The organism is Bacillus sp. SSR7 (genome assembly GCF_055902415.1).
In genome coordinates, this window is sequence record NZ_JBVVXV010000014.1 from 39,357 (window position 1) to 61,276 (window position 21,920).

A 21,920-nucleotide genomic window follows, 5' to 3' on the forward strand; every position below is an offset into this window, starting at 1 on the left:
TCATCAATCATTAGTCTTCCCCCCTTTTATAAAAGATTTATTACAAATAAAATTTTGCATATAAAAAACCTCCCTTAGTAATTCAACTAAAGGAGGTTGCTAAAAAAGACATAGCTAAATAAAGCTCATTCCCCCTAGTTGAGTTTTGGCACTATACAACGTAAAGGATGAATTATTATTCATCACTTAGCTATCTTAAGAAGAGCCTTAATCCGACAATTCCTGTTCTACCCATTGGCATCTTTCGATATTTTTGGGCAATAGCCTGTGTTTGTATAGGAGCCTCACCTAACAGGTCATAAATATTTCAAATTTTTTGTTCGTTTCGTGTTAAAGCATATCTACTATTTTTGAACTTGTCAAGTAATAACAGAACTTATTTTTTCAATTTTTTATATTATAATATTCCCAAACCATAGATATAAATTTCTGTATACAGTTTTATATTTATACAAAAAACCTCACAATTCACGCATTAAATTCTATGAAATATTAAATTAATTTCCTTTTTTATTACACCTGTCCTGGCTCTTTATTATTGGAAATCAATATATAATAATAATTATGAAACAAGAGAAGGAGGATATAACTATAAATTTGTTGAGTATTCCACGTGAAACTCAAGTATATCTAACAATAAAAGCAATAGAAGATAAAATTTCACATGCATTTGGTAGTATAGACAGTACATTAGATACCGTTGAAAAGTTTTTGGATATTCCCACCACATTTACAGAACAGGATTACCAAGACCAAGCTGATGCTATTCATTTGGAAAATAGATTGAATATACAATTCACAACCTAATAAAGAAAGCGTTCAACGAATTTTGAACGCTTTAAAACAGAAATTACAAAGAAATAAGAATTTTTTAATATATTTTATTTCAAATGGCGAAGATTAAAAATCAAATGAAAATTAATTGTATATGCAGTTGATTGGACTGCGTCATTACCAAAAATTCCCTTTATGTCTGCAATTGAAGGAGTGTCCTAGTTCTAAATTTAGAATGTGGCTACACTGATAGTTGTTTAATTCTTGATATAAGACACATCTCTACACTAAAAATATCCACTGGAGTACTTTCCTTATCTTATGATTAAAAGTACAACTGAAAGGCACTTATGCTAATACGCATAAGTGCCTTTCTCACTAGTATTATATACAACTAGTTATATAAGAATCCTTTATACCATTATTCTGGGAAAATAAAGTTAGAGTTCCCTTCACTATTATTGGAATCCTCTTTCGGGAACGTAATAGTAGAACCTTGATTCCCTTTATTTATTTCTTGCTCTTCAGGAAATACAATGGAAGAATTATTACCTAAGTTTGGTGAAAAACCAAGTTTAGATAATATGGCTTTTAAGTCAGGTAAAACACCAATTTTATCAGAGGTTGGATCGTTAGATTTCGTTCCAGTACTAGAATCACTTAAAATATCCCTAAGCTGGCTTGGTGTAAATACTTTTCCCTGATTATTTTTTGCAATTCCTTGAATTGATGCAGCAGCACCAGCAATAATAGGTGATGCGCTAGATGTTCCACTAAAGCTAGAAGTATATAGATTTGTTGTAAATTCACTTGGTTTAGCATCTGTTGTATCTACTGCATTCCCCCATCCATACACATCCACCCTACTACCATAATTAGAGAAATATGAACGTTTATGAGGAACCCTTGCAGAAGCTGCCCCAACCATAATTGCCCCTGAATCTTTAAAATCAGGACTATTACGATTTAGAACTTGTTTACCATTACGGTCTCTAAATTGATCTAAATCGTTTCCGCCGTTTGCACCTGCTTCAATAATAATAATACCCTTATTTGTTCCCAGACGAATTGCATCAAATATATCCGGTTTTACTTCTACAGGAAGATAGTTCTTATCTCCATATCCATCATAAGTAGCCTGGGCTTCTAATAAAAGGATATCTCCAGCTTGCATATTGTTAACTGCACTTAAGATAGCATCAGCTGTATTATAATTTCCGTTATCCCTAATCTGAGATACAACCTTTACTTTAGCTTTCGGTGCAATCCCAATTCCACCTATGTTATTATCCTCTGCCGAAACAATCCCTAAGACTGAGGTACCATGATCATGGTGTTCACTCTTATTCTGTCCGGATATCAATTCAATCTTTTGATTCACTAAATCCTCATGACTAAATAACCAGCCATACTCCATGTCTACAAAAGTAGTTCCTTTTCCATCCCCACCTTTTATGCTCCAGGCATAAGGTGCATTAATTCCTAATGGTGCTGGTTCAAGGTAACCTTGTCTTGTAAGTCTAGGCTCATCATATGGATTAACAGATAAATTTGGTAAACGCTCTTCTGGTGGCGCCTCTTCTTCCTGTAAATACGCCGTTTCAACAAGAGATGATTTTTCAATTTTTGTAAGTAATGCTTGTACATCAATATCATCTTGCATTTCTACAATATAGTAGTTTAGCAAATTAGAAGAAATATGATTGGAATCTTTTATTTCTTTACCTAGATTTTTAATTTCTTTAGGATTTAAAGAATTAAAAAGTCGATTTATAGTTACATTTGGATATTCAGCTAAAATTCCAATGAATTCAGGATCTTGTTTTTCTTCTTTAATGAATTTTTCTATTCCATCCTGATATGGTAAATTCGCTTCATTTTTAAATTTTAAAATTAATTGTTTAGTAGCTTGCTTATGTACAGTAGAATTCAATTGCTTATTTGAATAATTGTAAGTAGCTGCGTAGGCAACTTCTGATTTTTCACTTGGAAGTATACCGCCTATTCCATTAAATGCTGTTAATGCAATTGAAGAAACTAGAATTCCCTTAAAAATTTTCAAAACGTGCACCTCTTCTTATCAATATATAATTATAAAAAAATGTATATTACCTAACTTCTTTTTATCAAACCGTTTTATATGTAGGACTGTATTTTCAACTCCATTCATTATTTAATACTTGTTTATACACCGTTAATACAACTAATTCATACCGACAATTTTATTCATTCAGTCGCACAACTGTAACCATTATAGTTACACCTTTATAAAATAGTCAACCTTAAATGCAATTTTGCATGTAAAATCATACATACTTCTATTAACTTGCCTCCAATTATTTCAAAAGAAGTTGAACTTCTATCATTTTGAGTAATTGCATATATGTAATATAAAACATATAAGGAGGTTAAAATGTGGTAATCTCAAGACAAGATTCCTGGACTGATGATAACGATTTACTTCTCGCATCAACAGTACTTCAGAATATTCGTAACGGTGGAACACAGTTAGCTGCATTCAAAGAAGTCTCAAAACTACTAGCTAGAACACCCGCAGCCTGTGGATTTCGTTGGAATTCATATGTGAGAAAACAATATCAAGAAGAAATACAACAAGCAAAACAAGAGCGAAAAGCGGGAAACAACATTCCCTTCTCTCCACCAGAAAAAGAAACAAACTCTTTGCCTATTACATTAGATGACATTATTCTCTTTCTACAAAATTATAAAGATGTGAATGAATTGACAAAGTTACAAAATCAAATTGAAGATTTAGAAGCTGAGAATCAATCCCTTTTACAACGTTTAACTATGTATGAAGAAGAGTATCGTATGTTACTGAACCATATCGATAAGACAAGAAATTTAATTGTAGTTGATTAAACAGCATAACTATATCGAGTTTCAAGTAGGACCTTTACCCTTCAAAACCACTAATTATAAAGAGAATTCAGACTATTGTAATTGGTAATAAGTAAAATACACATACATAATGTATGTGTATTTTTAATTTGACTATTATTAAGAGAAATACTTAGTCTATGTTACATCTTTTCTAATATTTCTTGTCTTTCACACCATTTTGTTAGCTTTTCTAATGCTTTTTTAGATAAACGTTTTGTTTTATGATTACAAAATCTCGATAATGTAGACGGAGAAATACTAATTTCATCTGCTATTTCACGAATGCTTACCTTTTTTTCATTGTGTACTTTCAGTATTTGGTCACGAATCTTTTTCTCTATTTGCTCGACCGATTCTACAGTCTTCTTTATCTCTTTAACAACTGTTACTTCAGGTAATTGTTCTTGAGGCTCTTCTATGCTCTTCTTTCCAATTACCCTATCCATTGATTGCAGCATTTCCTCAGGAGGTAAAATAGTTATTCCTAAGTTAGCGTAATAATTTTTAAACCAGTTACGTTTCCCAATTTGTTGTTCATCCAGCGGATCACTATACTCCCAATGAGAGATTACTTTCTCATTTTCCAAATCCATTAGAACATTTTCTAGCTGTTCCTTAATACGATTCGGCTTCCAATCTTTTGGAATGTCCATTACTGCTAGTAATCCTTTGTCCCCTCCTATAGAATAAGGCTTTTTCAATGATGAATACATTTGCCTAATTCTCCATTGCCACGTTAAATATCGAATTAACCTTTTATGATATTTATGTCTATAACTATTATATTCAAGTGCTTTTTTAGACAATAAGGCCGTTGTATTATTTGATCCGTATAAGTAATTAGTTAAAAAGCTGCCGGGCTTAATACGACAAGACTCAATACCCATATACTCATTTGTAACACTATGTCTCCACAATACAACCGAATCTAATACGAATAATCTCTTAACAACCTCACGCTTTAATTCTAGTCGTTCTCCTTCATCATCGCGGTCATTTAATACTACAACCTCATTTTCATCATTTAAATAGATAAAAATACTCGCTAAAGCAGCAATTCTCTTTGCTATTTTAATTTTATCTTCAGCTCGATAATATTCTTTATTTTTAACGACTGTCTTTGGAATGTTGCACATTTCTAAAACTTGCTCATATGAAAAATCAATAAACTCATCTGGAGATTTTGCTTCGTTGATCCACTGTATTGTAATTGCATCTAAACAATCTGCCGTTAAATCATCCATATTACTCATTACATCATCAACAAGGGTATTCCATCGGGCAGCTTCTTCAATATTTGTAAGTCTTAAATCCTCGTCTTTATGTGAAGAAAGTTGGGCCATCCCATTAGAAGACTTCGTTTCAATAGGATATTGTAAAACTTTGGTATTGTCATCCTCTTCAAATTGATTCTTTGCAATTCCATCTCTTAATTTATAATAAACAGCAGAGTTATTTACCTCATAATAATCCTCGTGGTTTACTATGTTGGTCTCTTCTATATTTTGATCATTTTCTAATATTATGGAACTTGAAGATGCTACATTTTGAAATTCTTTGTCTATAAATCCTTCAATTTCTTTATATATTTCTTCCTTATAGGAATCAATTTTGGCATAAATTTGTACTAATGTAGTACCGGATTCTTGCTTTTTTTCTAACCAAGACACTAATGCAGTAAATGATGGGGAAGCATGAGGTGAGGTTAATACTTTATTATTATTGTTTTCAACATCTTGAAAGTATGCATTCCACTTATTCCATACTAGCTCATTTGTTTTATAAATTGGCTCAGAGATTAGCAATGCATCTCGAAACATTTGTAATAAGTTATCCACTTTATATTCCTCCCTAAACCATGGATCACAACAAAGTAGTTTTCATTATAAAATTTCTTACTACCATTATATTTAATTTATTGTAACAGATATTTACAAGATTTTGCGTCTTTCTTTCCTGAACTCTTCAATTTGCAACATGTTTGCTCTTTCTCTTACCTATTTCTTTCAACTTGCAACACCTTTGCCCTTGTTTTTACATACTCTTCTCTACTTGCATCCCTTTGCGCTTTGCTACCCCTTATTTCTCTACTTGCAACACCTTTACTCTTGCTTCTACCTATTCTTTTTTACTTGCATTCCTTTTGCGCTTTGCTTTCCTTAACTCTTCAACTTGCAACATCGTTGCTCTTTTTCTTCCCTATTCCACTTTACTTGCATTCCTTTTGCGCTTTGTTTTCCTTAAATTCCTCAACTTGCAACAGATTGCTCTTTCTCTTACCTATCTCTCCTTACTTACATTCCTTTGCGCTTTGCTTTCCTTATTTTTCTCAACTTGCAACACGTTTGCTCCTTCTCTTACCTATCTCTCCTTACTTACATTCCTTTTGCGCTTTGTTTTCCTTAAATTCCTCAACTTGCAACAGTTTGCTCTTTCTCTTACCTATCTCTCCTTACTTGCATTCCTTTTGCGCTTTGTTTTCCTTAATTTTCTCAACTTGCAACACGTTTGCTCTTTCTCTTACCTATCTCTCCTTACTTACATTCCTTTTGCGCTTTGTTTTCCTTAAATTCCTCAACTTGCAACAGTTTGCTCTTTCTCTTACCTATCTCTCCTTACTTGCATTCCTTTTGCGCTTTGTTTTCCTTAATTTTCTCAACTTGCAACACGTTTGCTCTTTCTCTTACCTATCTCTCCTTACTTACATTCCTTTTGCGCTTTGTTTTCCTTAAATCCCTCAACTTGCAACACGTTTGCGGTATCCTTTCCCTATTTCTTTCAACTTGCAACAGTATAATTTATTTCTCAACCAAGTAATTTTAAAAAAAACATGTCATTTTAAAGTTTTTAAGCTATTTTTCTCATATTTTGAATAAGTTACATACATAAAATGCAACATGTTTGCGGTATCCTTTCCCTAACTTTCCTACCATTTTCACTCTAATCCTTTATATACCAAGGGTTTAAGTGCTTTTTCACTTACCTTTATACATATCACACAACTTGCAACACGTTTGCGGTATGCATACCCTTGTTTTTCTCACAAGATGCAACACTGTTTGCGGTATCCTTTCCCTACTTTTAATCTATAAATGCAGAAAAGTCCTTTTATATCAAGGTTAATCATTATAATTCATTTTTAATGATTGCGTTCCTCAACTTGCAACATGTTTGCGGTATCCTCTCCCTAACTCCCCTACCATTTTCACTCTAATCCTTTATATACCAAGGGTTTAGATGCCTTTATACTTACTTTTATACATATCACACAACTTGCAACACGTTTGCGGTATCCTTAACACAAAAAAAAATCATGAAATTCTCTTATCCCTTGATACAACTAGCTTCATAAGCTGTTGCAAGTTGCTAATTTTCTTCTTAAAGGAGCACATTTCAGCAATTTTCATTTTGCTATAATCAAAATTGGTATATTTTATAGTATTTTGACATATATTTCTGAATTTGTAGAACGGAGGTGAAAAAGATGGGGAAATCATTTGTGATACGTAATCAACGTAGCTTAAATGGGAAAACAACAAACGCAGTTTTAGTAACACTAAAGTCTTGGCAAAAGTTTGTGGAAACATTTGAGGAGAAATACTACAGCTATAAAGATACATATTTAGAAGATATTCTGCAACACATGACATACGAAGACCGTATTGCTGACGTAGAAGGCTTTGTCGAAAAAGCCAAGCCATCTTTTTCACGTCGCGCAATGTCTGCAATTGCAGAAAAAACCGGAAGAAAACATAAATTATACGGTATTACGAATGCAGATCTTGAAGTATTCTTGTACCTACATAAAAAATGCTATACAAACGGCGTCATTCCAAATGTAACAATACATATGATGTGGGAGGATTACAAGCAATATAAAGAAGAATTTGCTTATATCCAACACTCTCAATTCTATATCGCATTAAAGAAATTAAACTTACATAACATAATCTCTATTGAAAATGGAGTAGATGGCCGTTATACAATCAAACTCACTCATTTTATAAATGAGGAAACAGAAAAAGCAAATCCATACGTTTATATAAGTCCTGTTGTATTTACAAAGGCTTTCTTTAAGCTATCTGTAGCGTCTAAGAAACTATTCTTAGACATCGCTATGCAACAACATACTGAAACAACTTTAAAACGTTCTTTGGACAAACAGGACGAACGAGGCAATAAAACTCACTTTGGCGGGATGTATCGTTTCTTACATAAAAAATATCCGCATCAAATTCGTGCAGTTATCGAAGAATTAACAACTGCATTACCATGTACGGGGAATCCCTTATTCAAAATTTGTAAAATGCAAAAAGGTGTTAAGCATACAAAACGATATACGACATTATATCTGTCTATCCATTCGGACTTCTTATGTACGAAAGAATCTGGTGAAGAACAACATAGGGATCCATTTACACCAAAAGCTACATATGCTCGAAAAGCGAAATTTATCGAAGCAGTCCTACAAGAGATGAACATAGGTGAACTGTCTGCAGAAATGAATAAGTTCATTCATGTCTTAAAGCATACTTGTCATCGTCAAATTCGCAGTGTCATTCGTGGGCTTCGTGACATGATTGATCGAAAAGAAGGGTATCCAACGAAAATTGTATACACATTGAAAAAACTATTGCATCAAACATCTCAATATCAAATTCTTGATACAGCGGCAAAAGAAGGTATCTACCCTCTTATTGCGCAACATATACCAAAAGAGAGAAATAGTGACCGTGAGCAAGCTGTCTTTAATTTTGGTCTACATTATTCTATGTACTCTCTTCATAACATTAAGAAGATGTTTAAAAATGTGCATGCACTACTGAAGCAGAAGTTTGCGGTGCCAGTGACGGAAGAGTCTTATCACCGTAATTATCTAAAATACCAAGAAGAAACGTTATTTAGAAAATATGCATATGATCAAGGTGTTAATCTCCATGCATATATCGCTTTAGAAATTGAAATGCGTGAAAAACTAAAAGCTCGTGGTCATAAAGAACGTATAATTCCAAGTGATATACGTGAATGGTTTATCGAAGCCATTGATAAGCTACCACAAGAAAAACTTCGTGTTATTGAGCTACCAAAGCAATTTAATTTACTAGAGTTTATGCGTACCTTCGAACGTTTAGTACGTACTGGTGTAACGATAACAAATCCGGATCAGGTGCTAACCGCGATGGAAATAAAATAACAAGCTACAAGCTCTCTATTTTTGAAAAAATCGAAAGTGGAGGGCTATTCGTGTTTGTTTCATTAATACCTCTTTCCCACTACTCTATTTATACATATCAAATTAGAAGGACTTCATAAAAAATGGGGTCTTTTTTTATGCAATTCTATACAAATCTTCTTCTAGCTATACAAAAATCTCCACACTAAACATTAGGTATTCTTCACATGTAGTAAAATATTCGATCTTACATCTACAAAAAATCAGAAGGATATTTATAAAAATAGTGGATATGAGGACAATTATGATCAAATGTGAATAATACTTCCTCAATACCCTTGATAATACTAGTGTCGTTCATTTTACCTAATAAAAATCATCAATAATAATGTGAGTTATGTGTAAATACTGAGTTATGTTAACAAGTTGAGACTAAATCTGAATAAATTGTGGATAATAGCACACTAAATATCATCCCATTTACTAAAATAAAGAAAATACCTTCTATTTACACGGTTGAATAAATATACTGTGATTTGTATTAATTTCTTTCCGATTTCATGTAGAAACACATAATTTTCTTTCTGCTTTTTTGTAGAATTGAAGGTCTAATAATCATTAAATCTACGAATACATTTTCTACTATTTATGATTTTTTATGTTCTAACATCAAATTTTCCCTTGTGGGAGTAAGTCTTCCCCCTATTTTTGATAACCTATAATAGTTTTATCTTTATTTCTTTTTAATATATAAGATATATATTTATAATAGATTTTATTATTACTAGTATGATTGTTAATAAGATGTCAGACCTAATTGATAATATTTGTTAATTCAGTTATAATAATGGTAATTAAAGATATCATTACCCTCATACAAAAGGACAAACCTACGTATCCCTAACAGGGCGAGGTTTGTCCTTTTTTCATTTTAATAAACAATTGATATTGGAGGATTAAACATGACTGCACTAAAAGATACAACATACATAGAAATGAATACTTATAACGAGATTGGATTTTTTAAAGGTATTATTTGGGGATTAGTTTTTGTAGTACCTTTTTGGAGTATTATGATAACCCTATTTATCTGGCTCTTTAATTAATAAACAACATATACAAAAAGCAAAGAGTTGTTTGTCCGTTTGCTTTTTGTATATGCCAGCAACCGTGCGTAGCAAAGGGCGGTAGCAGGTCTTTCACTTGTTTTCTGTTATAATATATCCAAAGAAATTAGGTGATTATATTGAACAAGACAATTAGCTTAGAGAAAACTTTAGAAGATTTCTCTACATATTTAAGTGTAAAAGGCCGAAAACATTCTACAATTCAACGCTATGCATACGATATTAAAGATTTTTATAGATGGTTGAATGAAAATGAGTTGCTTTTACATATCAAATCATGGAATGAAATATCCGTAGATGATTATCAAGCTTATTTCTAAGTGTTAGAAAATAAACGAGAATATTCGCTTAAAACAAGGCACAGGATATGGGTGGTTTTAAAGAAATTACACATGTTTTTAGGTATAGTTAGTCCATTAGATGATATTCATCTCTCTTTAATTCCGGATCAATCACTAAATGACAATGATTTTATTACCGAATCGGAAGAAGCACTTTTAAAACAAACCGTTCTATCAACTAAGGGATTAACAGAGAGACAAGCTAAATACCGTCCTCTAATCATGGATAGAAACGCTTGTATAATTAATTTAATAGTAAACTATGGTTTGTCTTTGCAAGAACTTGTATCGCTTAATATGAACCATATACAGTTTGCTAGGAACACTTTAATTGTTCCAGGAGAAAACGGAGTTACTAGATCCGTCTTCTTAACAGCCGAAGATACAAAACAGCTTTACAAATATTATTCGACTATCCCTAAATCTGTAAGACCTCGACAGCACACAGATAATCCCCTATTTGTGGCATTTGATTTTAATTGAGGTACTTATCGATGGGTTTACGAAAATGATGCACCAAAGGCTTTATCTGAGGTTGCTATACAAAAGATGATTCGACTGGAAGTGAAACGAGCAGAATTAGGTAGACGTATTTCTGCACAACAGATGAGGAATACGTTTATTCTTCGTCTTATTAAGCAAGGAATAAATGAAGATGAATTAGTAAATAAAATAGGTTTTAAAACAAAAATATCTTTAAAAAGATACTATCAATACTTGACGTTATCTAAAAAAACTCGATGAAAAAAACGTAACTCCTATTTCACAGAAAAAGACTTTTGAACTGTACAAAGTTCATCTTTTGTTAATTGTTTCTTATTTTCATTAGATGAATAAATTTGATAATGTACGTCATTTTCATTCCAGTATACATAATGTGATTCATTTTTTTGCTGATTGATTGCTTGACGAGTTTTATCAAATGCATTGATCTTTTGTAAAGATTTTTGTGGGAAAACATCCTTTCCTCTTGTTATTTCAACAATTAAGTTTTGATTGTCTTTACTTGAATAAACGATGGTAACATGTTCTGCATTCTCATTTGTAACTGTTATTGAATCTACTTCGAAAGGTAATTTAGTAGGATAGGATATTGGAAATGGGAGTTCTTTTGGTGTAGTGGCCATGACCTCTTGTGATATCGGGTACCAATTTACATCTTTTACAGAACAACCTGTAAGCATGGTGATAAAAAACAAAATGACAAACCAAAGTCTTTTCATTCCGTTCCCTCCTTTTTTATAACGTATGTAGCTTTTTTACATACATTCTGAAAAAGAATGGAAGAAAACTCAAAAAAATGCCCAAGATAACTTCAGTCGAAATTACCAAGAGCATTCACTACGTATTTAGTTGAATTTAGCGGTCAAATATTTCAAATTTAAATAGAATTATGTTTTTCACTTCTTGTTTTTGACCGTAGTAAGTCTTTAATATTCATGGTTCCTGAGATTAACAAACCACCAATTACTAAAATTGCACCAAACAGATGGTATATTGTAATACTTTCTTTAAGTATTAACCAAGCTAGTAAATAACCAAAAATCGGTGTTAAGAATAGATAGTTGTTTGCTTTTATTGGATCTTTTTTTAATAAATAAAACCATAGTAACATGGATACTATCGAAGTCATAACAACCTGCCAAAATAGACCAATAGCAAAATTCATGTCTAAATTAATATATGGATTTGTATCTAATAAGAAACTTAAAGGAACTGCAAATAAACTACCAAAGATGATTTGCCAAGTATTAATGACTAGACGATCAATCTTCATATCGTATTTTGTGAAACATACACTCCCAATTCCCATAGACAACATGCCAATTGCAAGAATAATGATGCCTGATACAGTGGCTTGCGTATCCTTTAAATACGGATATACGGCAATAAATAAGCCAAACGCGGCAATACACATACCAGCCCATTCTTGTTTTGTTACTTTTCTACTTAAGAACATAGAAGACAACAAAGCAACAACAAATGGGTTTACTGTGATAAATAAGTTAAATAAACTAGATGATACCAACTTTAGTGACAAGAAACAGCAACCTACATACAAAGTGGTATTCAATATACCTAGTACAACTAACTGTTTCCACTCTACTCCTTTAGGCCATCTGTTAGATTTGATAAAATATGTAAAGATAAACATGATAAGACCGGCACTAATTAACCTTGTTGTTGCAAACATTAAAGGGGATGAAGATAAAAGACCAATTTTTGTGGCGATAGCACCTGATGCCCATAAAATACTAAACAATATACCAATTAAAATCTCCATATGAACCATTTTCCTTTCCTACATTACAAATAGTAAAACAACCGATTTTATTAAAATAAAATCGGTTGTTTATGTAAAGAACTTACTTTACTAGTTCTAAAATCAAACAGTAACTTCTTCTTTCCAGTTATCCATACTGAAGCGTTCACCTAAATTACGATGTTCAATAATATACTCACGTAAATGTTTTGCTTTCTGAATAATTGCCTGATCACCGCTTTTTTCTGCAATTTGATCTAGCCAATCATAGCATTTTGCAACAGGGATATCTTTTTCAAAATGAATTTTCGATAAGAAGAATACAACATCTCTAAAATTAATTCTTGAAATTACTTTAGATAGTGAAGTAATTAACTCCTCTTCAAATGTTTCATCTAATTTATCTCGTTTAACAATAAATCTTTCTAAATCACGATTATATGTCTTTTTATCTTTGAAGATATCAGATGGATCAAAGTCACAATCAAATACATAGTCCAAGCAAAGGAAAACGCGGCTATCCTTAGAGAAATTAGCAGCTGCATGTCCAATTGCTGCATCAAGGAACCAAATTTCGCCTTTTCTGATACGGAATACTGCTTCTTCATCTGAATGGAAAGCCTTTTCATTATCTTCTAAAGCTAAGAAGACACGGAAACGTTGCTTTGTACTATGAGAGAATTCAACGAAATCTCTATGTGGGATAACCATTGCATCCACTAAATTACGTGTACGAACCATTTTTAAATTATCAAAAGTGAAGTATTCTTCAAGAAGTGAGTTAATGTAAGGTAACTGCTTACCATACTCTGTTTGTTGTGCTGCATGATTAAAATCACGATACATTGTATCATTTTTATCATTTGAAGCATTCCATAAAGAGTTGTTCATCCAATAACCCGAACTGAATTCATCATACTCTTCTGGAATAACTGGAAAATTCGCTATAGTATCTAAATCTTTCTTTAATAATTCCTCGTTTAAATTTAATTTACCAATGATATAAGATGCCATATTAACTATTCTCCCCTTTAATTATAATGTGAACATTACTAAATCGCAATATAAGTGACGAAATAATCTGATTATGTATTCTTTTCAGAATCTAGACCAAAAGATTATTTGTATAGACTAATAATCTATATAGTATTTTTGAAAAATAACATAACCTATTGGGTACTGAACATTCTTAGTCTTTTTGAGATATTCCTGAAATCAAATATATACAATTCATATTGAGAAGCATGGTCACAATACCTACATTTTATATTTTTGTCTGTTTCACAAATATGCGGTACATTTAGATTTTGAATCACTTTTAATACATGTTCTTTGCAAACAAACAAAAGACCACCTTATTTCCATAAAATGATAATTAATTTTTGTAGTTTTTATTTTACCTAGTAAAAGATATTTTAAAACAATTCCTGGTTCGCGCGAATTTACAGAAAATTGAATATTGAAACTACAGATTGATTATAGGAAAAAAATAACAACAGGTCTATACGCGTTTTGTTGAAAATTCCGAATATAAAGAATTGAATTAACATTAAACTTCTATAGAATGCTATAGTGATGCGGTTTCGCAAGAAAAAACTGAAAATTTTGTAAAAAAATGAGAAATATTTGTATTATTTATATAACTAATTATTTGGTGTAATACTCTAATTTTGTATCTTAGAAGTGGTATTCTGCCTTCCTTTCTACAAGTTCGAATTATAGTTTCAATTCATTACAGAAAAATAAAAGCCCAATTATATATAAAATATAATTGGGCTTTTAAAAGGTACTAAAAAATATATGATTTCTTTACAATGAATTAATGACTACTTTTACGATATCTATAAATTGTCCTGACCCTAATATAAAGCCAATTGCAAGTAACCCGCAAAGTGTCTTTAGAGAGAACTCCACAGCATCTACATTAGGCTTAGTTAAATTAATAAGTCCGCCTATTCCCATAAACAGTGTAATCAACCCAAGTATAAACTTTGTAATAGGATTTACTCCAGGTATTCCATTTCCTACAAATAGCTGAAAGCAGTAGTACATGCTCCAAATAAAAAATACTATTGTTGGAATTGTGGCTAGAATTTGAATACATCTGTCTTTTAAACTAATTTCAGTCATAAGTATCCTCCTTGAATCCTATATTTATACGTTTCTAATAGTTCTTCGGTAAATATCATAACTATTTTTAAAAATCTGCTTTCTTCTCGTTTTTTTTATCGCTTTCTTTAATTGCGTTTTCATTTTTTTTAATTAATTCATCAAAGTGTTCTTCCTTATTCTCTTCTATATACTTCATAAGTTTTTTAACGAATTTCCCGAAAGAATTCTCCTTCCTCAAGCGTGTGAAGGGCGTAGCCCAATGTTAGGTGGGAGATGAATTTCGGTTTGGCGTAGCCAAAAGGTTTTTCTTTTTATTTTGCCTCGGATATAATCAGTCTTATAAATTATAAAGGCTGGTATATAAATGAAATTAGATAGTAATAACCATTCAGTATTCTTGTTGTATTATCACCTTGTGTTGGTCGTGAAATACAGAAGAAATGTGTTTGATGATGATATGTCAGACTATGCAAAAGATATGTTTGTTCGACTATCTGAAAACTATAACATCACATTAGTTGAATGGAATCATGATGTAGACCATGTTCATATTTTGTTCAAGGCACACCCTAATACAGAAATGACAAAATTCATCAATGCTTATAAAAGTGCAAGTTCTCGACTTATTAAAAGAGACTTTCCACAAGTGAAAAAGAAACTTTGGAAAGAGATGTTTTGGTCAAGAAGTTTTTGCTTGCTAACTACTGGTGGTTCGCCAATAGACGTAGTAAAAACATATATTGAAAATCAAAGTGAAAAGTGAGGTGAAATGATATGACAAAGCAGAATAAAGCATATAAATTCCGTTTGTATCCAACAGAAGACCAAGCACATCTTATGCGTAAAACCTTCGGTTGTGTACGTTTCGTGTATAACAGAATGTTAGCTGAACGGAAAGAAGCGTTTGAAAAACATAAAGATGATAAGGATCAACTAAAGAAACAAAAGCTTCCCACTCCTGCGAAATACAAAGCAGAATTTGAGTGGTTAAAAGAAGTGGATTCATTAGCACTGGCAAATGCTCAACTAAACTTGCAAACTGCCTATAAGAATTTCTTTCGTGGTCAAAATGACTTCCCAACATTCAAAAGCAAAAAAGACAGAAAGTCTTATACAACGAATGTAGTGAACGGAAATATTATGTTGCTTAACGGTCATATTAAATTGCCAAAACTGAAAATGGTACGTATCAAGCTGCATAGAGAAATACCACAAGACCATGTAATCAAGTCATGTACAATTTCTATGACACCTACTGGTAAATACTATGTGTCCATTTTGACTGAATACGAAAAAGAGATCGTACAAAAAGAAGTAGAAACAGTTGTTGGATTAGACTTTGCGATGGATCAATTATACGTCAGTTCTGAGGATGAGAGAGCCAATTATCCTAAGTTCTATCGTGAAATGTTAGACCGATTAGCAAAGGCTCAACGAGTATTATCAAGACGTACAAAAGGTTCAGGGCGTTGGAATAAACAACGTATCCGTGTAGCTAAGCTGCATGAAAAAGTAGCAAACCAACGTAAGAACTTCCTTCATCATAAGTCTAAAGAGTTAGCTACGCATTTTGATGTTGTAGCTATTGAAGATCTAAATATGAAGGGAATATCGCAAGCACTTCATTTTGGAAAAAGCATCGCTGATAATGCTTGGGGTATGTTCACTTCTTTTTTAGCTTATAAACTAAATGAGCAAGGCAAACAGCTTGTGAAAATAGACAAATGGTTTCCTTCCACAAAAACATGTAGCAGTTGTGGAAATGTGAAAAATATGTCATTGTCTGAGCGAGTCTATTCTTGTATATGCGGTGTAAATCTCGATAGAGATTATAACGCAGCTATCAATATCAAAAATGAAGCAATACGCCTATTGGCGTTAGCATAGATAGCAATAAAATAACCCTTGGAACGAGGGAGTTAGCTCGGCTGTCTTAGGACGAATTCGTTAGCTACCAAAAGTAACGACTAACCGAGAAGCCCCCACTTCAAACAGTCCGTTAGGACGTTAAGTGGCGGGTAGTTCACTTACATAGTTCATCCTTTATACTCATCTGCAGTTTAATAAAAAAGACATTGAACCAATTAGTTCAATGTCTTTTCGCTTCTTACATATTTGTATATTCAAAGTACAATTTTTCCGGTTTTCCATACATGTTAATATCACCTCGATATACAACAGCCAATTGTTGAGACATTTCAATGTTTTCCATGTAAGATAATGAATTAGCTGCCTCTATTTTTTCTTTAATTTCATTAGGAATAACTGTGTAAGATAAACTCCGCATCTTACTGCCTAACTTAGTATCGGTAGCAGTTTCATAATAAATTTCGGTAATTAAGACCTCATTATCATCTGGATCATACATATATCCTCGGTTAACTGTAATCATATTATAGTGCTCCTCTCATTTTTCGTTTTCTAATTCTTTGTGCTTTTAGCATTGCAACGAGTACCTTATTTTTATATAGATTCTCTAGTTTCTAATTTTTATATGCCATTCTTTCTCTAATCTCCTGTAAATTGGTATTTAATATCTTTTTTCAGTTTTGAATTCAAAATGTCTTAACAATACTAATGATTTAGGCTACGAATTCATTCTTCACATTCTTTATTTTACTATTCTTAGAAGAGTGTAAGGACTGCCAGTAGTTTAAGCTTATTACAGATATCCTGTAATAAGCTTAATGTTTCCTATCCATTATGGATGAATTTAGTTTGTTCGATTGTACTTAATTTTGATAGTTCAATTATTCCAAACAATCGCAAGCATGTACGTTTTCTTTAAATAAAAACCTACTGTTTCATAAGAAATATGAGCATAAATTACTCTCACGTTTTCATATTATCCCTCCTCTAAATTAAACAAAAAAGCACAATATATGTGCTTTTTTGTTTAGCATATTATTAGCCCAAAAGGTCTATTTATAAGTGATTCCTAACTTAAAGACAACATAAAAAGGGCTTCTTTAAGTCGATTGAAAATGTGCATAGCAAAATAAGCTATATACATTAATCGGCTCAAAGAAGCCCTCTCACAATTGAAACAAGAACACAACTTGCTTCTACAACTCAACCACAACTCATAAGGCGTGGGAATAAACAGAATCAATTAAACAATAAATATACGTTTATATTAAACTATTTTTATATTGTATTCAATTGTTTTAATTAAACGAATATAAGAAGAGGTTTTATATGCAGTTGTTATATGTATTAAATAATAATGCCCCTGTTTCTCCTGCTATAAATCCCCTCTTATTTTCGGTTCTTGGTATTACAGATTTTCCGAACGGGAAAGCTCACTATGGTGCGATATTACCCCTTTTAAGGGTGGGATGAGAGTGAGGTCAAATGCGATGTACAGATAAAATACCGAAGGTACGTTCTGTACATCAAGCATTTGAAATGGTATGATTTTCATAATAGGCAAGTAAAAGTCTCTAAAACAATCTTGTTCTCTAAAAACAGAATACATATGAGGTTGGAGTAACAAATTCTTCTACTCCGTAAAATGTATGGAGTCGTCAAGCACAAGACGCTAAAACACATTTGAGAACTCACAATCTGACTCTTTTGGTAATAGAACGAGTGCCGTATCTGCTAGATGCACTGGATACGGAGTGGTGATGGCACACCGCAATTTTGCACATCAGCGATACTAGAAATAGACTTCGCCTTTGGTAGCAAGAATCGCACTGACGTTAGTCAACATATGGCTTTAGCCGTGGGAGTGTCAATTCATGTACTGCATTTCAAAATATAGTTTTTCTGGTTTTTGATTTTGGTCTAAATAAAAAAGTATTTCTCTAATAGTTCCTTTTTCAACTTCAATATTTTCCATATAGGACTTACTTTCATTTTCTTTAACCTTTTGAAAAATAGAAGTAGGTAGCTTTACTGCACAAAATACCCCCATCTTACTTCCTAGCTTTTTATCTGAAGCCGCATCGTAAAAAATTTCATTTACAATTACTTCATTATCATCCGGATCGTACATGTACCCTCTTTGTATGCGTAGCAATGTATTACTCCTTTCTTGTATATTTTATTTTAATAAAAACAACATTTATATATGTCGTTTTTATTAAAATCGGCATCAAATAGTATTATTTCGTAAAACCCGTACTTTGTATAGAGGTAGACACAGGATAATTAGTTTTCTTAAATTATTTTTGAATATTTCGTGCTTTTTATATAACAAACAAGCCACCCTTTAAAAGAAAGCAATAGCTTGTAAGAGTGGCTTAGTTTATTGTGAATAGCTTTGTGTTTAATTGCTTAATCTCTCCCTCTGCAAGAGGTTGATAAAAAGCATGTTGTAATCCTTCTAAATGTAATGTTTCTCCTATACATAACAATACTTTACCAGGAATTAAATCGAGTAGTAGATCATTATTAATTTGCTTTGCTTGTTTTTCAGTAGAAACATAAATAACTAGGATTGTGGGGTTATTCCCTAAACCGTTCATGATAACATCCTTACCTGACTCTACGAAATCTTTCCATTTAGCGATAATTTGTCTTAAACGATCTTTTTTATCTGTTAATAAGGTGGAGTATACAACAAAATTAAATTCTTGATTTACTCCGCCTTGCACTGCAAAACTTAAAGGAGGGGTAAAAACCCCTTTACTAATAGATGGATGCATAATATGCCCTATAAAGGAAGGAGCATAACGCAGGTGGCAAAGTAGGTCTATATCATGCCAATAGCGTAGATGAACATATTTACCGTGATTATCAAGACGCTCTGGAGCAAAGAAGAACATATTGCCTTTCCAGTATTTTAAGAGCTTATAACCATTATCGGATAACGTATATGTTTCTTCAAAGATCTCCATATCAAAACTCTCAACTTGCCATTTTTCAATTAGACGATAGTAAAGTAATCCTTGAAGTGCATCATTTATTTTCTTACGTGAATATTTGTTCTTGAATAAATATAATAAATGATTGAATCGAACAGATGTGTGAACACCAATAAAAGTGAGTATGGCATATTGTTCTTCTGTTAAACGCTGCTTAAACTTAACTAATTCCTCATAAGAATGGAATACAAAGGATTTATCCAGTTCATGTATTCGATATATTTGAAGTCCCTGTACATCCTCATTTGATAAATGAGGAATAGATGGTACATACGTAGACAATTGTTTTTCTATTGTACGCATAGTTATCCATTAAAATTGGTAAATTGACGAATTAGATTTTTTACTTTGTCCTTGCGGGTAATTTAGGATACGCACAGTTCCTCTTCTATTTTTGGCATCAATATTAAGCAGCTCGCATGTAACAATGGTTTGGCTTATTGCATCTTCCGCAGTTGGATTGGCAAGATTACGACTCTTTAGTCCTTTAAATTGAATACCTGGCGCAACTTCTACGAAAATACCAGCAATTGCATCTATCCCTACTATTTTACCTATAAAGCGGTCATGACGTTTTTTTAGTTCTAATAGTTTGTCCATTGGATCTGTTTCTAGTTTCTTTTTATTTCCCCTAAATTCATAACGATCATTCTTTTCTACTACTTTATCAATGATAAGTTCTATAACATCGCCAATCACAATATCTTCCGGACGTACAAATGAGTGTGACCATTGGGAATACCTTACTCCTACTATTATACCCTGAACTTCAACTAGAACAGTTTGTGCAGATGGTATATGTCCAGAAACGGTTCCTGTGTACACCTTATTTCCTTCTTGCGCTGTTACTTCTTCATATAATCTTTTTTGAAGTGCTAATTCCCCTGCTGTGATAGATACAACAGCAAAGTTGCCTTCCTCCGTTTTCTGGAAGTGTTCAATGATTAAAGGCTTTGTTCTACCAACTAGCCATTGAGGATTTTTAGGAACATTTATACCTGCCTCTGTAATGGGGCAATATGCTGTTGTATGAGTACCAATTTGCATTGTTAGTACTTGTATACGCTCAGACTTTCCGTTTTTAGTCGGGAATAGCTTTTCGGATACGACTGTAATCAAGCCTTTTCCTACAGTACGCTCACGTTTCATACGGGCTAATTCCTCTAGTTCATGATCACGTACTCGCTCAAATTGATTAAAGTTTGTTTCTAACATCGTGTCACCTTGTGGGTTCTCTGTTTCAAAAGTCATTCCAAGTTCTTCTACAGTTTGAGTGGTTGTCTTATCTTCTGCCATTATATTTTCCTCCTAGAACGTAAAAAAGGACACACCTGTACCGTTGGGATGGTACGTAAGGTGTGTCCTTCACGTAAATTATATTTTATTTATATAGTCGTTAATACAAATATAATGGTATTTATACTCAAATGCAAGAATAATTTTAAAATCATAAGTTTGCTATAGGTTAAATCAATATCTAGAATGCAGCCTTGCTAGGGGTACCGCTAGTATTTCGGAAAAAAACACGCTAAGAGTATGCATAATTTTATACAATTTTTCGAGTGATTCAGTAACAAACGAGAACCCTAAAACCTCGACAAGATAGGAATGTATAAAAAATTGAATAAATCTATAGAACAAAAAAAGCGGACTCCCTGTGAGAATAAGGGTCCGTTTTTTTCTTTCTACCGATAATAGGACGTTATGTGAACTATGTATGTATATGATATTCATATGGAATGTTATGTATTTATACTTCTAATTATGGTAAAATTTTCATAAAAAAGAGGAGAAAAACTATGATTATAAATTTTAAGTTACCAGCCCTTTTATTAATTATAATTTGGGTTATTTATAAAGTTATCTATTATAGCTTAAACAAAAATAGGTTTAAATTACATAAGGAATTACTTTCTACTTCATGTTTTGTATATGTTGTAGGAGTAATAAGTGTAACTATTTTCCCTTTAGCAATAGGTCTTCAAGAATCATTCCCAACAAGACACAATTATATTCCTTTTGTAAGTATAAACGAACTACTACATAATTCTTATTTTATAGTTCCTTTGCGCAATATAGGAGGAAATATTCTACTGTTTATACCTTTTGGAATTCTAATTCCAATGAAATTCAAAAAAACAAATAAAGGATTAAAAATAGTATTATTAGGCTTGTTAAGCTCTTTAACGATTGAATGCATTCAATTAGGGCTTACTTTTAGGTCATTTGATATTGATGACATTCTTTTAAATAGTTTTGGAGTATATATTGGATTCTTAATCTATAAGTGGATCACTCTGATTTTTATAAATAAACAATCCCATAAAAAGATATATCAAGAGCTTTAGTCCAACT

The 21,920-nt window shown here is 32.2% G+C and carries 17 protein-coding genes, 1 pseudogene and 1 riboswitch; of the genes and pseudogenes, 8 read left to right on the forward strand and 10 right to left on the reverse strand.

Annotated features, from left to right (window positions below; genetic code table 11):
* Positions 1–123 precede the first annotated feature (123 nt).
* Positions 124–303, reverse strand: a riboswitch (M-box (ykoK) riboswitch).
* A gap of 297 nt (positions 304–600) precedes the next feature.
* A complete protein-coding gene (locus AC0NJG_RS21370; RefSeq protein WP_307842574.1) occupies positions 601–807 on the forward strand; it encodes a hypothetical protein in 207 nt (68 codons plus the stop codon).
* Between the two features lie 388 nt (positions 808–1,195).
* On the opposite strand, the gene AC0NJG_RS21375 is transcribed toward AC0NJG_RS21370, so the two are convergent.
* Entirely contained in the window at positions 1,196–2,836 is a 1,641-nt protein-coding gene (locus AC0NJG_RS21375) for a S8 family peptidase (protein ID WP_474063385.1), read from the reverse strand.
* A 353-nt stretch (positions 2,837–3,189) separates the two neighbouring features.
* On the opposite strand from AC0NJG_RS21375, the gene AC0NJG_RS21380 reads away from it, so the two are divergent.
* Positions 3,190–3,657, forward strand: a complete 468-nt coding sequence (locus AC0NJG_RS21380) for an RsfA family transcriptional regulator (RefSeq protein ID WP_087953982.1) — start codon at positions 3,190–3,192, stop codon at positions 3,655–3,657.
* Between the two features lie 161 nt (positions 3,658–3,818).
* Here AC0NJG_RS21380 and AC0NJG_RS21385 read toward each other — a convergent pair whose 3' ends face one another.
* Positions 3,819–5,516, reverse strand: a complete 1,698-nt coding sequence (locus tag AC0NJG_RS21385; RefSeq protein ID WP_087953981.1) for a helix-turn-helix domain-containing protein — start codon at positions 5,514–5,516, stop codon at positions 3,819–3,821.
* A gap of 1,646 nt (positions 5,517–7,162) precedes the next feature.
* On the opposite strand from AC0NJG_RS21385, the gene AC0NJG_RS21390 reads away from it, so the two are divergent.
* The 3 genes and pseudogenes from AC0NJG_RS21390 (at position 7,163) to AC0NJG_RS21400 (ending at position 11,063) form a co-directional block, all read left to right on the forward strand.
* Positions 7,163–8,872 carry a hypothetical protein gene (locus AC0NJG_RS21390; RefSeq protein WP_474063386.1) on the forward strand — a complete coding sequence of 570 codons (1,710 nt, stop codon included), beginning with the start codon at positions 7,163–7,165 and terminating at the stop codon, positions 8,870–8,872.
* A gap of 941 nt (positions 8,873–9,813) precedes the next feature.
* Positions 9,814–9,957, forward strand: a complete 144-nt coding sequence (locus AC0NJG_RS21395) for a hypothetical protein (protein WP_173601887.1) — start codon at positions 9,814–9,816, stop codon at positions 9,955–9,957.
* A 140-nt stretch (positions 9,958–10,097) separates the two neighbouring features.
* Positions 10,098–11,063: pseudogene (locus AC0NJG_RS21400) on the forward strand (tyrosine-type recombinase/integrase).
* A gap of 14 nt (positions 11,064–11,077) precedes the next feature.
* Here the strand turns inward: AC0NJG_RS21400 and AC0NJG_RS21405 are convergent.
* The 4 genes from AC0NJG_RS21405 to AC0NJG_RS21420 all read right to left on the reverse strand — a co-directional run bounded on the left by AC0NJG_RS21405 (position 11,078) and on the right by AC0NJG_RS21420 (position 14,712).
* Complete coding sequence (locus AC0NJG_RS21405; RefSeq protein WP_087953978.1) at positions 11,078–11,542, reverse strand: hypothetical protein; 465 nt, start codon at positions 11,540–11,542, stop codon at positions 11,078–11,080.
* Positions 11,543–11,700: 158 nt separating this feature from the next.
* Positions 11,701–12,612 (reverse strand): DMT family transporter, encoded by a 912-nt coding sequence (locus AC0NJG_RS21410; protein WP_000233488.1) that lies wholly within the window; start codon positions 12,610–12,612, stop codon positions 11,701–11,703.
* Between the two features lie 93 nt (positions 12,613–12,705).
* Complete coding sequence (locus AC0NJG_RS21415) at positions 12,706–13,596, reverse strand: aspartyl/asparaginyl beta-hydroxylase domain-containing protein (RefSeq protein ID WP_474063387.1); 891 nt, start codon at positions 13,594–13,596, stop codon at positions 12,706–12,708.
* A 795-nt stretch (positions 13,597–14,391) separates the two neighbouring features.
* The gene (locus AC0NJG_RS21420) at positions 14,392–14,712 is read right to left on the reverse strand and encodes a hypothetical protein (RefSeq protein WP_087953976.1); all 321 of its coding nucleotides are present in this window, start codon (positions 14,710–14,712) and stop codon (positions 14,392–14,394) included.
* A 346-nt stretch (positions 14,713–15,058) separates the two neighbouring features.
* Between AC0NJG_RS21420 and tnpA the strand changes: the two genes are divergently transcribed.
* Together tnpA and AC0NJG_RS21430 are read left to right on the forward strand one after the other, a co-directional pair.
* Complete coding sequence (gene tnpA, locus AC0NJG_RS21425) at positions 15,059–15,457, forward strand: IS200/IS605-like element ISBth16 family transposase (RefSeq protein WP_000762752.1); 399 nt, start codon at positions 15,059–15,061, stop codon at positions 15,455–15,457.
* Positions 15,458–15,468: 11 nt separating this feature from the next.
* Positions 15,469–16,581 carry an RNA-guided endonuclease TnpB family protein gene (locus AC0NJG_RS21430; RefSeq protein ID WP_474063388.1) on the forward strand — a complete coding sequence of 371 codons (1,113 nt, stop codon included), beginning with the start codon at positions 15,469–15,471 and terminating at the stop codon, positions 16,579–16,581.
* Positions 16,582–16,801: 220 nt separating this feature from the next.
* On the opposite strand, the gene AC0NJG_RS21435 is transcribed toward AC0NJG_RS21430, so the two are convergent.
* From AC0NJG_RS21435 to AC0NJG_RS21450, 4 genes are all read right to left on the reverse strand, one after another.
* Entirely contained in the window at positions 16,802–17,086 is a 285-nt protein-coding gene (locus AC0NJG_RS21435; protein WP_087953975.1) for a hypothetical protein, read from the reverse strand.
* 1,344 nt (positions 17,087–18,430) lie between these two features.
* A complete protein-coding gene (locus AC0NJG_RS21440; RefSeq protein WP_080545637.1) occupies positions 18,431–18,718 on the reverse strand; it encodes a hypothetical protein in 288 nt (95 codons plus the stop codon).
* Between the two features lie 223 nt (positions 18,719–18,941).
* Positions 18,942–19,868 carry a hypothetical protein gene (locus tag AC0NJG_RS21445; RefSeq protein WP_474063389.1) on the reverse strand — a complete coding sequence of 309 codons (927 nt, stop codon included), beginning with the start codon at positions 19,866–19,868 and terminating at the stop codon, positions 18,942–18,944.
* 9 nt (positions 19,869–19,877) lie between these two features.
* A complete protein-coding gene (locus tag AC0NJG_RS21450) occupies positions 19,878–20,861 on the reverse strand; it encodes an RNA-binding protein (protein WP_474063390.1) in 984 nt (327 codons plus the stop codon).
* A gap of 503 nt (positions 20,862–21,364) precedes the next feature.
* Between AC0NJG_RS21450 and AC0NJG_RS21455 the strand changes: the two genes are divergently transcribed.
* Positions 21,365–21,913, forward strand: a complete 549-nt coding sequence (locus AC0NJG_RS21455; protein ID WP_474063391.1) for a VanZ family protein — start codon at positions 21,365–21,367, stop codon at positions 21,911–21,913.
* Positions 21,914–21,920 lie beyond the last annotated feature (7 nt).

Coding starts and splice junctions, on each gene's coding strand:
- AC0NJG_RS21450 (WP_474063390.1), bottom strand. CDS start 20,861: ATGGCAGAAGATAAGACAACCACTCAAACTGTAGAAGAACTTGGAATG.
- AC0NJG_RS21420 (WP_087953976.1), bottom strand. CDS start 14,712: ATGACTGAAATTAGTTTAAAAGACAGATGTATTCAAATTCTAGCCACA.
- AC0NJG_RS21430 (WP_474063388.1), top strand. CDS start 15,469: ATGACAAAGCAGAATAAAGCATATAAATTCCGTTTGTATCCAACAGAA.
- AC0NJG_RS21435 (WP_087953975.1), bottom strand. CDS start 17,086: ATGATTACAGTTAACCGAGGATATATGTATGATCCAGATGATAATGAG.
- AC0NJG_RS21405 (WP_087953978.1), bottom strand. CDS start 11,542: ATGAAAAGACTTTGGTTTGTCATTTTGTTTTTTATCACCATGCTTACA.
- AC0NJG_RS21415 (WP_474063387.1), bottom strand. CDS start 13,596: ATGGCATCTTATATCATTGGTAAATTAAATTTAAACGAGGAATTATTA.
- AC0NJG_RS21445 (WP_474063389.1), bottom strand. CDS start 19,868: ATGCGTACAATAGAAAAACAATTGTCTACGTATGTACCATCTATTCCT.
- AC0NJG_RS21390 (WP_474063386.1), top strand. CDS start 7,163: ATGGGGAAATCATTTGTGATACGTAATCAACGTAGCTTAAATGGGAAA.
- tnpA (WP_000762752.1), top strand. CDS start 15,059: ATGAAATTAGATAGTAATAACCATTCAGTATTCTTGTTGTATTATCAC.
- AC0NJG_RS21395 (WP_173601887.1), top strand. CDS start 9,814: ATGACTGCACTAAAAGATACAACATACATAGAAATGAATACTTATAAC.
- AC0NJG_RS21410 (WP_000233488.1), bottom strand. CDS start 12,612: ATGGTTCATATGGAGATTTTAATTGGTATATTGTTTAGTATTTTATGG.
- AC0NJG_RS21455 (WP_474063391.1), top strand. CDS start 21,365: ATGATTATAAATTTTAAGTTACCAGCCCTTTTATTAATTATAATTTGG.